Genomic DNA, 12997 nt, shown 5'->3' with positions numbered 1-12997 from the left:
CATTGGAGGGAGAGTCGTGGTGGCGGTGATGCAGCAGATCCAGTCCGAAGTCGAGCGGTATCCCCTCGTGTTGTTCATGAAGGGCACCCCGCAGTACCCGATGTGCGGCTATTCCAGCCGCGCCATCCAGGCCCTGATGGCCGCCGGCGCGGCGGCGCTGCGTACCGTCAACGTGCTCGAAGAGCCGGAGGTCCGCGCCAACCTGCCGCGGTTCTCCAACCTGCCCAGTTTCCCGCAGCTGTTCATCCATGGCGAGCTGATCGGCGGCTGCGACATCGTGCTGGAGCTGTTCGAATCCGGCGAGCTCAAGCGCATCGTCGAAGAGGCCTCCCAGCCATGAATGCGGTCCCGTCCGTCGTGGCCGGGACCGGGCCGCTGGCCGACCGCGTGATTCTCATCGCCGGCGCCGGTGGTGGCCTGGGCAGTGCCGCTGCGGTGGCCTGTGCCCAGGCCGGTGCCACCGTGGTGCTGCTGGGGCGCAAGCCGCGCCGGCTGGACCGGGTGTATGCCGCCGTGCAGGCGGCGGGCCCGGAGCCGCTGCTGTACCCGCTGGACCTGGAAGGGGCCACCCCGGACGACTACGCCACCCTGGCCGAGCGGCTGGGGTCGGAACTGGGGCGGCTGGACGGGGTGCTGTACTGCGCGGCCGATTTCGCCGGGCTGACCCCGTTCGAACTGGCCGACCCGGCCGCGTTCGCGCGGGCCGTACACGTCAACCTGACCGCGCCGGCCTGGCTGGCCCAGGCCTGCCTGCCGTTGCTGCGCCAGCGCGAGGATGCCGCGCTGGTGTTCTGCGTGGACGACCCGGCGCGGGTAGGGCAGGCCTACTGGGGCGGCTACGGCGCCGCCCAGCATGGCCTGCGCGGCCTGATCGCGGCCCTGCACGACGAACTGGGGCGCAGCCCGGTACGGGTCAGCGGCCTGCAGCCCGGCCCGATGCGGACCGCGCTGCGCGCCCGCGCGTTCTCGCTGGACGAAGACCGCAGTGCCCGCGAGCCGGCCGACTGCGCCGCCGCGGCGGTGCTGCTGCTGTCGGCGGCCGGCGCCGCCCATCGCGGCCAGGTCCTGGACGCCGCATAACGCCGGCCCTGGCCGGTTGTCCCGGCGGTGGGTCCAGCGGCGTGCCGAATCCCTTTGCTGTCAATGGGGCGCTGACAGGGCGCGGCGCCGGTCGACCGGCCTGTCATGGGGATGTCTTCAGGTGATGTGAAGATCCCGTCACGATAGCGTTGTGATGGCGTGTGTTCTGTCGCCAAACCGTCACAATCCGGCGCTACCGTGTTAATCTAGTGTTAACCGTTGCGGCTGAAACCAGCCCGCGGCAAGGGAACCCAGATAAAAGTCCAGTCAGCCGCCAGCAAGGCTGCTTGGGCGCGTTTTTTTTCCGCCATCGCCAATCTCGCATCGAGGCCACCCCAAATGACCCACCCACGTTGTCTCCGGATGTCCAAGCTCACCCTTGGTCTCGTGGCTGCACTTGCTGCCGCCCCCGCCTTCGCCCAGAGCACCTCTGCCGGTGTCGGCGGTCAGGTCACCTCCGCAGCAGGCGCGCCTGTTGCCGGTGCAGAAGTCACCATCACGCATACCGAGTCGGGCACGGTCAGCCGCGCTACCACCGACGCGTCGGGTCGTTACGCCGCGCGTGGTCTGCGCGTGGGTGGGCCGTACACCATCACCATCAACAAGTCCGGTGAGGGCACCAAGACCGAAGAGGGTGTTTACCTGAACCTGAATCAGGTCAACACCATCAACGCCAATCTTGCCGGTGACGTGGCCGGTGCCACCAACCTCGATGCCGTGCAGGTCGTGGCCGTGGCCGGTGGTTCTGAAGTCTTCAGTGCCTACAAGATGGGCACCGGCACCAACGTTGATCGGCAGACCATCGAGTCGCTGCCGTCGGTGAACCGCAACATCCAGGATTACATCCGCCTCGACCCGCGCATCTCGCAGGTCAGCAAGGCCGACGGTGCGATCTCGGTCGGTGGCCAGAACACCCGTTACAACGCGATCCGCATCGACGGCATCGGTGCCGGCGATCCGTTCGGCCTGGAATCCAACAACCTGCCGACCGAACGTCAGCCGGTGTCGATGGATGCGATCCAGGAAATCAACATCGACATCGCCAACTACGACACCACCATTGCTGGCGGTACCGGCGCGGTGATCAATGCGGTGACCAAGTCGGGCACCAACAACCTCGGCGGCACCGTGTACTACGCGTACCGCGACAAGGACATGGTCCGCAAGGATCTGGAAGGCGTCCGCTTCAACGGCTTCGATGACGAGAAGACCTATGGCATGACCCTGGGTGGCCCGATCATCAAGGACAAGCTGTTCTTCTTCGCCAACTACGAAAAGATGGAGCGTTCGGCTCCGGGCGTCAGCCTGACCGACTCGCCGTACGGCAAGGGCAGCATCACCGACGCCGACATTGCCCGCGCGCAGCAGATCGCCACCGGTTACGGCTTCGACGCCGGTTCGCTCACCCCCCCGGCCAACAAGACCGAGGTCGAAGAGTACGCGCTGAAGATCGACTGGAACATCAGTGACAACCACCGTGCCGCCGTGCGTTACAACAAGCTCGAACAGAACGTGGTCCGTTTCCCGCAGATCAGCAATAGTGCGGTCTCGCTGAGCACCTTCTGGTACCAGCAGCCGAAGACCTACGAATCCTGGATGGGCGAACTGTTCAGTGACTGGTCCGAGAACTTCTCGACCGAGTTCAAGGTTTCGCACAAGGAATACACCGCAGTCCGTACCACCCCGTCGAGCCTGCCGCAGATCCAGATCCGTGGCTTCGGTGCCGGTGGCAACGATTCGCTGTACTTCGGTACCGAGCAGAACTCGCACGTCAATGCGATCGAGAGCAAGGAACTGAGCGCCTTCGGTGCCGCCACCTGGTACGTGGGCGACCACACCGTCAAGTTCGGCTTCGACTACTCCGACAACGACCTGCTGAACTACTACGGCCGCAACGTCAATGGCGCGTACACCTTCAACACCCTGGCTGATTTCGAAGCAAACCGCGTCAATCAGTACGTCGTGCGTGCCCCGCGTGCCGGCGGCAGCTACGACGACATTCCGGCCAAGTACACCCTGAAGAACACCGGTGTGTTCATCCAGGACAGCTGGGCGGTCAACAGCAACCTGACCGTGCAGGCCGGCGTCCGCGTCGACATGCCGGACTTCGGCACGCAGAAGCTGTACAACCCGCGCATCATGCAGCTGTACGGGTACGACAACACCCAGATGCCGGACAACAAGCTGGTGCAGCCGCGCTTCGGCTTCAACTACACCTTCGACAGCGATCGCCCGACCCAGCTGCGCGGTGGCGTCGGCCTGTTCGGCGGCGCGGCCCCGAACGTGTGGCTGGCAGGTGCCTACCAGAACACCGGCCTGAACTACATCGAGTACACGGTCCGCAACCAGAACGGTATCTTCACGCCGGAAACCGATCCGCCGTACATCCCGGCGTCCGGTGCGGGTGCGCGCCAGAACGTGGACATTGCCGCGCCGGACCTCAAGCTGCCGTCGGTGTGGAAGACCAACCTGGCCTTCGATCATGAGCTGCCGTGGTACGGCATCGTTGCGTCGGCCGAGTTCCTGTACACCAAGGTCAACAACGGCATCTATTTCGAGCGCCTGGACCTGCGTGGCAAGAATGGCGACGTTGCGGCTACCCGCATCGGTCAGGATGGGCGTGAGCTGTACTGGAACCCGCAGGGCTACGTCCCGTGCGTGGGCGCCACCTGCTCGATCCGAGAGGGTGCGACTGCACCCGGCGGTGGTGTCGTTGGCGGCAAGTACAACCGTCCGGATGACATCGGCGACGTTCTGTTGATGAAGAACACCGACAAGGGCAGCAGCCGCCAGTTCACCGCCGGCCTGAACAAGCCGCTGACCGAAAACTGGGGCTGGTCGCTGGCCTACACCTACACCGCCGCGAAGGAAGTCAGCCCGCTGACCAGCTCGCAGAACACCTCCAACTGGGGCAGTACCCTGATCGGCACCGCCAACGAGAACGTGGCCTATGACTCTCGCTACGCGATCAAGGACCGCATCACCGGCTCGATCAACTGGAAGAAGGCGTTCTTCGGCGACTACAACACCTCCGTGGGCCTGTTCTATGAAGGCCGTTCGGGTCGTCCGTTCAGCTACATTTACTACAACGACATGAACGGCGACGCTGCGTCCACTTCGGGTGCCGGCGTCTTCAATGACCTTTTCTACGTGCCCAACGGCTACGGCGACGTCAAGTTCACCGGCGGCGCGGCGATGGAAAAGGCCTTCTTCGACTGGCTGGCGGCCAACCCGCAGCTGGGCAAGTACCAGGGTCAGATCGCCCCGGCCAACGCCTTCCGCACCAAGTGGACCAACAGCTTCGACGTGCATATCGCCCAGGAATTCCCGGGCTTCATGAAGGAGCACAAGGGTGAGCTGGCGCTGGACATCATGAATGTCGGCAATCTGATCAACAAGAAGTGGGGCAAGATCGAGGATTACGGCTTCAACTCGACCGCCCGCGTGGCCAGCTATGCCGGTATCGATCCGGCTACCGGCAAGTACATCTACAACTTCAGTTCTGCCGATGCTCCGACCATCCAGGAAAACAACAACGACAAGGGCAACACCGGCGTGTCGCGCTGGTCGATGCAGCTGACCCTGAAGTACAAGTTCTGATTCGTCAGAACCTGAAGCAGTAGATGGAAGCGGCCGGGGAGACCCGGCCGCTTTTTTTGGTGGGCTTGATCATGGGCGCCGAATCCCTTGTTGGATTGGCTCGAGCCATGTATATTCCACCGGTTGCACGGAAAACGTGCACATGCGGCGGCCCCACGGCAGTGCCGGGGCACCACATATCCAACGGTCGGGTCTCCCCGGCCGTTTTGCTTTTTAAGGGGGCAGCGGTACAGTCGGAAACCTTGAGGAAAGCATAGAAAATGGAAATGACGATCACCGAAAAGCCGGCGCGTACGCTGCCGGTGCAGGATGCGCGGATCTACCCGCGCGGTGGGCTGGATGTGCTGTCGCGGGCCGAGGTGGCGCGCCTGCGCGATGCCTCCGGCGGCGGCATGCATGAGCTGCTGCGGCGCTGCGCGCTGGCGGTGCTGACCAGCGGCAGTGCCTCGGACGATCCGCGCGCGGCGCGCGATCTGTACCCGGATTTCGACATCCAGGTGGCGCAGCAGGACCGCGGCGTGCGCATCGACCTGGTCAACGCCCCGGCGATGGCCTTCGTCGATGGCGAGATCATCCGCGGCGTGGCCGAGCTGCTGTTCGCGGTGGTCCGCGACCTGGCCTATATGGCCATCGAAATGGGCCCGGCCTACGCGGCCGAGCTGGAATCCTCCGAGGGCATCACCAATGCGGTGTTCGGGCTGCTGCGCAATGCGCGCATCCTCAACCCGGGCGATCCGAACCTGGTGGTGTGCTGGGGCGGCCATTCGATCGGCCGCGATGAGTACCTGTACACCAAGCAGGTCGGCTACGAGCTGGGCCTGCGCGGCCTGGACATCTGCACCGGCTGCGGCCCGGGCGCGATGAAGGGCCCGATGAAGGGCGCTACCATCGCCCATGCCAAGCAGCGCAAGACCACCACGCGCTACATCGGCCTGACCGAGCCGGGCATCATCGCCGCCGAGTCGCCGAACCCGATCGTCAACCACCTGGTGATCATGCCAGACATCGAAAAGCGCCTGGAGGCGTTCGTCCGCATCGGCCACGGCATCATCGTGTTCGCCGGTGGCGTGGGCACCGCCGAGGAGATCCTGTACCTGCTGGGCATCCTGCTGCGCGAGGAAAACAAGGATCTGCCGTTCCCGCTGATCCTGACCGGCCCGACCGTGGCGGCGCCGTACTTCGAGCAGATCGACCGCTTCATCCGCCTGACCCTGGGCGAACAGGCCGCCAGCCGCTACGAGATCATCATCGGCGACCCGGTGGCCGTGGCCCGCAAGATGTCGGCCGGGATCAAGCGCGTACGCGAGCACCGCCTGGCGCAGAAGGATTCGTTCTTCTTCAACTGGTCCATCGAGATTCCGTGGGAGTACCAGCAGCCGTTCGTGCCCACCCACGAGGCCATGGCCGCGCTGGACCTGCACCACGGCCGCGCCCCGCATGCGCTGGCGGCCGACCTGCGCCGCGCGTTCTCCGGCATCGTCGCCGGCAACGTCAAGGAAGACGGCATGCGCCGCATCGAGGAATTCGGCCCGTTCCAGATCCATGGCGATGCCGACATGATGCAGGCCCTGGACGAACTGCTGCGCGGCTTCGTCGAGCAGCGCCGGATGAAGATCTCCGGCGAATACCAGCCCTGCTACAAGGTGCTGGCCTGACCGCAGCGGGCTGAGCCCCGGGCCGTCCGGCCCGGGAGCGGCGGGGGAGCGGGCAGGGGCCGGTACCGCCCGCCACGGGCCAAGGGCGTCAACGCCTTGACGCCCGTCGCCCCCGGGCGACCGTTCGTCCTGCCGCCGCTTGCCGGCGGCCGGCCGGTCGTCCATCTTCTATGCCATCACGCTGGGGAGCGTTCCATGTCTGCACGCCGTTCCAAGGGATTCACGCTGGTTGAGCTGATGGTCACGCTGGTGGTCCTGGGCGTGCTGGCGGCAATCGCGTTCCCGAACTTCACCAGCACCATCCGCTCCAACCGGGTCAGCACCTCCAACAATGAAATCATGGGGATGCTGGCGCTGGCCCGCAGCGAGGCGGTCCGCAACAAGCAGGGCGCCGGCATCTGCGCCAGTACCAAGGGCACCGCCTGCGACGGCACCTGGTCCGACGGCCTGATGGCCTGGTCGGACTTGGACGGCAACGGCAGCTTCAACGGCGGCGACACCGTGCTGCGCTTCGCCCAGGGCTCGCCCGAGCTGGCCGTGACCGGATCGGCGCCGGCGCTGATCGCCTTCGACGCGCGCGGCCGCCGCCGCAGCGCCGCCAACCAGCAGATCGCGCTGGCCCCGGTGAAGTGCAAGGCCGGCGAATCCAACCGCACCTTGACGGTGAATCTCTCCGGCCAGGTCCGGGTTGCACGAGGGACATGTTCATGAAACGCAGGAATATCACCGGGTTTGGCCAGCGTGCGCGTGGCTTCAGCCTGCTCGAAGTGCTGATCGCGCTGCTGGTGCTGGCCTTCGGCCTGCTCGGTTTCGCCCTGCTGCAGACCATGAACGTGCGTTTCGTGCAGAGCGCCAACTACCGTACCCAGGCCACCAACCTGTCCTACGACCTGATCGACCTGATGCGCGCCCAGCGTGCCGATACGCTCAACGGCGGCGGCTATGTCGATGCGTCTTTCGCTGCCGGCTCGATCACCAGCAAGGGTGCCTGCGCCTGGCCGACCGGCAAGGTGATCACCGCCCAGCAGAACGTGGCGCGCTGGCAGTGCCAGGTGGTCAAGACCCTGGGCGACAAGGCCAGTGCCCAGGTGCAGTACAACAACGGCCAGGTCACCGTGGCGATCAGCTGGGGCGACCAGCGCTGGGACGCCAAGGATCCCGACGCACTTACCTCCTTCGGCCTGGTATCCCAGCTATGAGCCCCGCGATCTCCTCCCGCCGCCGCATGGTCGGCCTGTCGCTGATCGAGTTGATGATCGCCATGGTCATCGGCCTGATCATGATGCTGGGCGTGGTGCAGATTTTCATCGCCTCGCGCGCGGCCTCGCAGCTGTCCGAAGGCCTGGCCCGTACCCAGGAAAACGCGCGCTTCGCGCTGGATTTCCTGCAGCGCGACCTGCGCATGGCCGGCCACTTCGGCTGCGTCAACGACCAGGCGCACGTGGTCAAGGGCACCGACTCGATCGGCTACCACATCGCCGGCGTGGTCCCCGGCAGCGGCGTGCCGCTGGATTTCTCGGTGCCCATCCAGGGCTATGAGGCCGGCGGTACCGCACCGACCAATTCGCTGACCATCGGTGCGGCCTGGCAGCCGGCGATCGCCGCGCCGGCCAGCATCACCGGACTCAAGCCGGCCCCCAGCCCGGGCAGCGACATCCTGGTGCTGCGCTTCTTCCATCCCGATGGCGTGCCGATCGCCAGCCTGACCTCGGCCAGTACCGAGTCCAAGGTCGGCATCAGCAGCGACGGCGCCCAGCGCCTGTCGGCCGGGGTCAGCGGCGGTCCCACCGTGTTCGGCGTCGCCGACTGCAACCGCGCCGAAGTGTTCACCGGCACGTTGGACGGAACCACCGTCACTGCCAATGCCACCGACCTGTCCCGCTACGCGGCCAACAACGCGGTGACCATGCTGTACCGGGCCGAGGCGGTGGTCTATTACGTGGCCAACAACGGCACCGAGCCGGCGCTGTACCGTGCCCGTGCCGGTTCCGGTGGCGCTTATGGCGCCGGCGAGGAACTGGTCGAGGGCATCGAAAGCCTGCAGCTGCTGTACGGCCTGGACGCCACCACCAACATCAGCCGCGCCACCCCGCCGACCGGCAACATCAACGAGCAGCAGGCCGGCAACGGTGTCAGCACCGCCACTACCGCCGCCGCGGTGAGCCAGTGGCGCCGGGTCGGCCTGGTCCAGGTCGGCCTGCTCGCGCGCAGCCCCCAGCAGGCCGCGGCCGAGGCGCCCAAGGTGGCCGACAACTACCTGGGCGTACTGGGCACCACCATCGTCCCGCCCGCCACCGACGACAAGCGCTTCCGCGCCAGCTATGAAGTCTCGGTGGCGCTGCGCAACCGCCTGTTCGGGAACTGACCGCCATGAACACCCATACCCCTTCGATCCGGTCCCGGCGCGCAGCACCGGCACGCCATCAGCGTGGCGCGGTGCTGTATGTGGCCCTGATCATGCTGATCCTGCTGGCGGTGCTGGGCGTGGTCGGCATGCAGGTGGCCGGCATGCAGGAAAAGATGTCGTCCAACTACCGCGCCACCAACCTGGCCTTCCAGAATTCCGAGGGCGCGGTGCGCAGCGCCGAGGACGCGGTGGAGAAGATCGCCAACCGCGAAGCGGCCGGCAGCGACCCGATCGTCAGCAGCGCCGACATCGAACAACGTTGCGATGACGGTTACGACCCGGTGGCGTGGGTGCGCGGCTCCCGGCTGGGCAGCAAGCCGCTGGTCAAGGTGCGCCAGATCCAGGGCTGCATCCAGGGCGAAGGCGCGCTGGACATGGGCAAGCCGCTCGATGCACCCACCCCGGTCTACCAGATCACCGGTTATGCCGCAGATACCAACGCCGATGGCACTTCGTCATCGGCGATCGATACCGTGTTCAAGCTCTGAGGGCCGCCGCAATGATGTCGCGCAAGTTCAAGTCCCTGCTCGCCGCGTCGGCGGTGCTGCTGGCCGGTGGCGGCTACCTTATCTACAGCCTGATGGCGGCCCAGGCCCAGGGCGTACTCGCCCAGGCGCCGCTCAACAACCTGGTGCAGACCCCGCCAGCGTTCATCATGGCCGTCGATGACTCCAACTCGATGACCTTCGAGCGCATGTTCCCCGGCGGCGACGGACGCATGCGCTGGAACACCACCACCCACAGCTTCTTCCGTTCGGCCGGGGTGTTCTCCAGCGTCGGTGAAGCCTGCTCCAATAATTCCACCGACTGCTACCTGTACCTGTATCCGCACGCGAACTTCAACACCAGCTATTCCCCGGGCCGGGCGATTCCGCCGCTGGACATCTTCGGCTTCGCGCGCTCGCCCACCTATAACGCCAGCTATTACAACCCCGGCGAAGTCTATGAGCCCTGGCGCAATGCCAACGGTACGTTGTGGGCCAATGCCAGCATTACCGCCGCGCGTGCCGATCCGCGCAGTGGCTTCAATGGCAATGGTGTCGCCTACGATCTGACCAGCAATCGCACGACCACCGGCGAGAGTTTCCAGTTTGTGGCCGGCATGACGATCCCGGACCTGACCGGCACCGGTACCCGCTACTACCAGAACAATGCGTGGCGTACCGCTTCACGCAGCATCACCAGTGATACCACCATTGCGGTGGATTACTTCCCGGCTACCTTCTACCTGCCGGCCAATGCCCCGGCGCCGGCCGGTTACCGTACCGAAGATACCTATCGCCCGGTGATCGCCGGTGCCTGCGGCCCCAGCTGCAACATGCGCCGCTACCAGATCAAGAGCGCCAACTACGCCAGCACCGCCGCCTACAACGCGGCGATCCAGAACTTCGCCAACTGGTTCCAGTACCACCGCAATCGCATCCTGGCCATGGTTGGTTCGGCCAGCCATGCGATGGTGGATGTCAACAACATGCGGGTGGGCTACTTCACCATCAACAAGCTCAGCCCGGTGACCATGTACGACATGGCCTCCAACAAGGCCGACCTGTATACCCAGATCTACAAACTGGCCCCGGCCGGCGGCACCCCCAACCGCCAGGCGGTGGACTACCTGGGCAAGCAGTTCCGGCGCACCGATGACGGCGCACCGGTGAAGCTGGCCTGCCAGAAGAACGGCGGCATGCTGTTCACCGACGGCTACACCAATACCTCCAGTACGGTCAGTGGCTATGCCAACGCCGACGGCACCGGCGTCACGCCGTTTGTCGGCGCGCCGTTCAAGGATGCCTACAGCAACACCATCGCCGACGTGGCCGCGGCCTACTACGGCGGCGCCGCGTGGACGCCGCTGCGCAGCGATACCGACTTCCCGGCCGGTCTGGTACCGGTCAGCAACCAATGCAAGACGCTGGATCCCACCACCCCGGCATGGAAGCGGCTGGATTGCCAGACCAACCTGCACATGAATTTCTACGGCGTCACCCTGGGTGCGCAGGGCAAGATCTACGGCGTCAACCAGGCCGCGACCGACGACCCCTATGCCAATCCGCCGAACTGGGACGGCAACGGCAACCCGGTGGCGGTGGACGACGGTACCGTGATCGACGAACTGTGGCACGCGGCGATCAACAGCCGCGGCGAATTCATCAACGCGCAGACCCCGGCCGAGGTCACCGCGGCGATGCGCCGCGTGCTGTCCTCGATCAGCGCCGGCGGCTCGCCCTCGGGCAGCATTGGGTCGACCGGTGCGCGCATCGGCGCCGGCTCGCTCAGCGTGATCCCGCGCTACGACATCGCCAACGAGGGCACCGACTGGTACAGCCGGCTGCGCGCCTCCAAGGTCAGCGTCAACCCCAAGACCCAGGTGGCCGAATACACCGAGGTCTGGGACGCGGCGACGCAGCTGAGTTCCACCGGCCGCCAGATCGTGCTGAACAAGAACGGCACCGCAGTGGATTTCAGCAGCACCAACGTGGCCTTGGCCGATCTGTGCCAGGGCCCGCTGGCGGTCTGCACTGAGGACCCGACTAAGGAGCAGAACCTCACCGCCCTCGGCGCCACCAGTGCTACTGCGGTTGCTTACCTGCGCGGCGATGCCTCGCGTGAAGTACGCAATGGTGGCATCTTCCGCGATCGCACCACGCTGCTGGGGGACATCATCAATTCCAACCCGGTGATCAGTTCGCCGCTGGACGACTACGGTTTCCGCCAGCTCGGCGGCAGCCTGGCCACCTCGTACGGCAACTACCTGGCGACCAAGGTCAAGACCCAGAACTACATGGTCTATGTGGGCGCCAACGACGGCATGCTGCACGGCTTCGACGGCGGCATGAACGGCAGCAGCCAGGACACCACCGATGGCGGCAAGGAGCGCCTGGCCTATATCCCGGCCACCGCATTGGGGCATATGGGCAACCTGCTGTTCCCGTACAAGTCCTCCGCCAGCGGTCAGAAATTCCAGCACCGCTATTACGTCGATGGCCCTGTGGCCGTGTCGGACATGTTCGATGGCGTCAACTGGCGCACTGCCGTGGTCGGCACTGCCGGCGCCGGCGGCCGCTCGGTGTTTGCGCTGGATGTCACCGATCCCACCAAATTCGGCCCCGGCAACGTGCTGTGGGAGATCAACGACCGCAACACCAGCCTGTCGCTGGATGTGCGCAACAGCATCGGCCACGTGTTGGGCAAGCCGGTGATCGTGCCGGTCCGCTCGGGTGCCAACGTGGTGTGGAAGGCGATCTTCGGCAACGGTTACGGCAGCGTCAACGGCAAGGCCGTGCTGTTCGTGGTGGACATGGTCACCGGCAGCGTCTCGATGATCGAGGCCGCTGAGGCCAGTTCCACTGTGGCCGGCAGCAACGGCCTGGGCAACATCGTGGCGATCGACCGCTGGAGTGGTACCACCCAGACCGCTCGCGGCCGTGATGGCGCCGCCGACACCGTGTATGCGGCCGACCAGCGCGGCGCGTTGTGGAAGTTCGACCTACGCAGCGCGGCCACCAGCATCACCACCCCGGTGTTCACCACCGCCACCCATACCGAAACCTCGGGCAGCAACACGCTGACCTACCGCCAGCCAATCACCGGCGGCCTGACCGCCGCCACCGGCGCCGGCGGTGGGGTGATGCTGTTCTTCGGTACTGGCAGCTTCTCCTTCTACAACGACACGGCCGACACTTCGCAGCAGGCGCTGTACGGGGTCAACGATGTCAGCAACGGCGCCCCGGCCACCACGCTGGGGCCGTCCAACCTGCAGGTCTACTCGGTGGTGACCACCGGCGAGGAACGCACCCTGACCGCCGGGAGCGTGCCAGCCAACGCGCGTGGCTGGACCATCGTGCTGCCATCGACCACCGGCGAGCGTTTCGTCGGCAACCCCAGCATCGTCGGCGGCACCCTGTTCATGCCGACCTATGTGCCGAACCGGGAGACCGTGGGTTGCTCGACCAGCGGCTCGAACTGGCTGTTCGGGGTGGAGGCGCTGACCGGTGCCGGCGCGATGTCGGACATGCGTTTCGGCAGCCCGGAGGGTACCAGTCCGGGTAAGGGCACGGCCGCGGTCGGGCTGAAGACCAACGGCACTGCGCCGGTCAAGGATGTCGGTGTCTCGGCGATCCCACGCCTGCGCAGTGGCGGCGGCTCCGGTCCGCCGGGCGGCAACTCGTGCTGGATGGTGGTCAGCGTCGCCGGTGGCGAGCCGATGTACGCGCCATACCCCTGTGGCCGCCAATCCTGGCGCCAGGTGCAGTGACCA

The 12997-nt window shown here is 65.8% G+C and carries 9 protein-coding genes; all 9 read left to right on the top strand.

Features of this window, described 5'->3' with window-relative positions; all coding sequences use genetic code 11:
* The first annotated feature begins 19 nt into the window (after window positions 1–19).
* Window positions 20–340 carry a Grx4 family monothiol glutaredoxin gene (gene grxD, locus IC535_RS11920; protein ID WP_228887184.1) on the top strand — a complete coding sequence of 107 codons (321 nt, stop codon included), beginning with the start codon at window positions 20–22 and terminating at the stop codon, window positions 338–340.
* Entirely contained in the window at window positions 337–1080 is a 744-nt protein-coding gene (locus tag IC535_RS11915) for an SDR family NAD(P)-dependent oxidoreductase (RefSeq protein WP_228887185.1), read from the top strand. Before grxD ends, IC535_RS11915 begins: the two co-directional genes overlap by 4 nt.
* Window positions 1081–1419: 339 nt before the next feature.
* The gene (locus IC535_RS11910) at window positions 1420–4680 is read left to right on the top strand and encodes a TonB-dependent receptor (RefSeq protein ID WP_228887186.1); all 3261 of its coding nucleotides are present in this window, start codon (window positions 1420–1422) and stop codon (window positions 4678–4680) included.
* Between the two features lie 266 nt (window positions 4681–4946).
* Window positions 4947–6335, top strand: coding sequence for a nucleotide 5'-monophosphate nucleosidase PpnN (gene ppnN, locus IC535_RS11905; protein ID WP_228887187.1), 1389 nt, complete (start codon window positions 4947–4949; stop codon window positions 6333–6335).
* A 195-nt stretch (window positions 6336–6530) separates the two neighbouring features.
* The gene (locus IC535_RS11900; RefSeq protein ID WP_228887188.1) at window positions 6531–7046 is read left to right on the top strand and encodes a GspH/FimT family pseudopilin; all 516 of its coding nucleotides are present in this window, start codon (window positions 6531–6533) and stop codon (window positions 7044–7046) included.
* Window positions 7043–7534 (top strand): type IV pilus modification protein PilV, encoded by a 492-nt coding sequence (gene pilV, locus IC535_RS11895; RefSeq protein ID WP_228887189.1) that lies wholly within the window; start codon window positions 7043–7045, stop codon window positions 7532–7534. Before IC535_RS11900 ends, pilV begins: the two co-directional genes overlap by 4 nt.
* Window positions 7531–8700: a PilW family protein gene (locus IC535_RS11890; protein WP_228887190.1), complete on the top strand. Its 1170-nt coding sequence runs from the start codon at window positions 7531–7533 to the stop codon at window positions 8698–8700. The genes pilV and IC535_RS11890 overlap by 4 nt, the downstream gene beginning before the upstream one ends.
* A gap of 5 nt (window positions 8701–8705) precedes the next feature.
* The gene (locus tag IC535_RS11885; RefSeq protein ID WP_228887191.1) at window positions 8706–9230 is read left to right on the top strand and encodes a pilus assembly PilX family protein; all 525 of its coding nucleotides are present in this window, start codon (window positions 8706–8708) and stop codon (window positions 9228–9230) included.
* An 11-nt stretch (window positions 9231–9241) separates the two neighbouring features.
* Window positions 9242–12994 (top strand): pilus assembly protein, encoded by a 3753-nt coding sequence (locus tag IC535_RS11880; RefSeq protein ID WP_228887192.1) that lies wholly within the window; start codon window positions 9242–9244, stop codon window positions 12992–12994.
* Window positions 12995–12997: the final 3 nt, after the last annotated feature.

Source organism: Stenotrophomonas rhizophila (genome assembly GCF_020857975.1).
Classification (GTDB): domain Bacteria; phylum Pseudomonadota; class Gammaproteobacteria; order Xanthomonadales; family Xanthomonadaceae; genus Stenotrophomonas; species Stenotrophomonas rhizophila_C.
Note: the sequence above shows the minus strand (reverse complement) of the source record. Positions and strands in the feature narration are given on the sequence as shown.

Coding starts and splice junctions, on each gene's coding strand:
- IC535_RS11915 (WP_228887185.1), top strand. CDS start 337: ATGAATGCGGTCCCGTCCGTCGTGGCCGGGACCGGGCCGCTGGCCGAC.
- IC535_RS11910 (WP_228887186.1), top strand. CDS start 1,420: ATGACCCACCCACGTTGTCTCCGGATGTCCAAGCTCACCCTTGGTCTC.
- ppnN (WP_228887187.1), top strand. CDS start 4,947: ATGACGATCACCGAAAAGCCGGCGCGTACGCTGCCGGTGCAGGATGCG.
- IC535_RS11900 (WP_228887188.1), top strand. CDS start 6,531: ATGTCTGCACGCCGTTCCAAGGGATTCACGCTGGTTGAGCTGATGGTC.
- pilV (WP_228887189.1), top strand. CDS start 7,043: ATGAAACGCAGGAATATCACCGGGTTTGGCCAGCGTGCGCGTGGCTTC.
- IC535_RS11890 (WP_228887190.1), top strand. CDS start 7,531: ATGAGCCCCGCGATCTCCTCCCGCCGCCGCATGGTCGGCCTGTCGCTG.
- IC535_RS11885 (WP_228887191.1), top strand. CDS start 8,706: ATGAACACCCATACCCCTTCGATCCGGTCCCGGCGCGCAGCACCGGCA.
- IC535_RS11880 (WP_228887192.1), top strand. CDS start 9,242: ATGATGTCGCGCAAGTTCAAGTCCCTGCTCGCCGCGTCGGCGGTGCTG.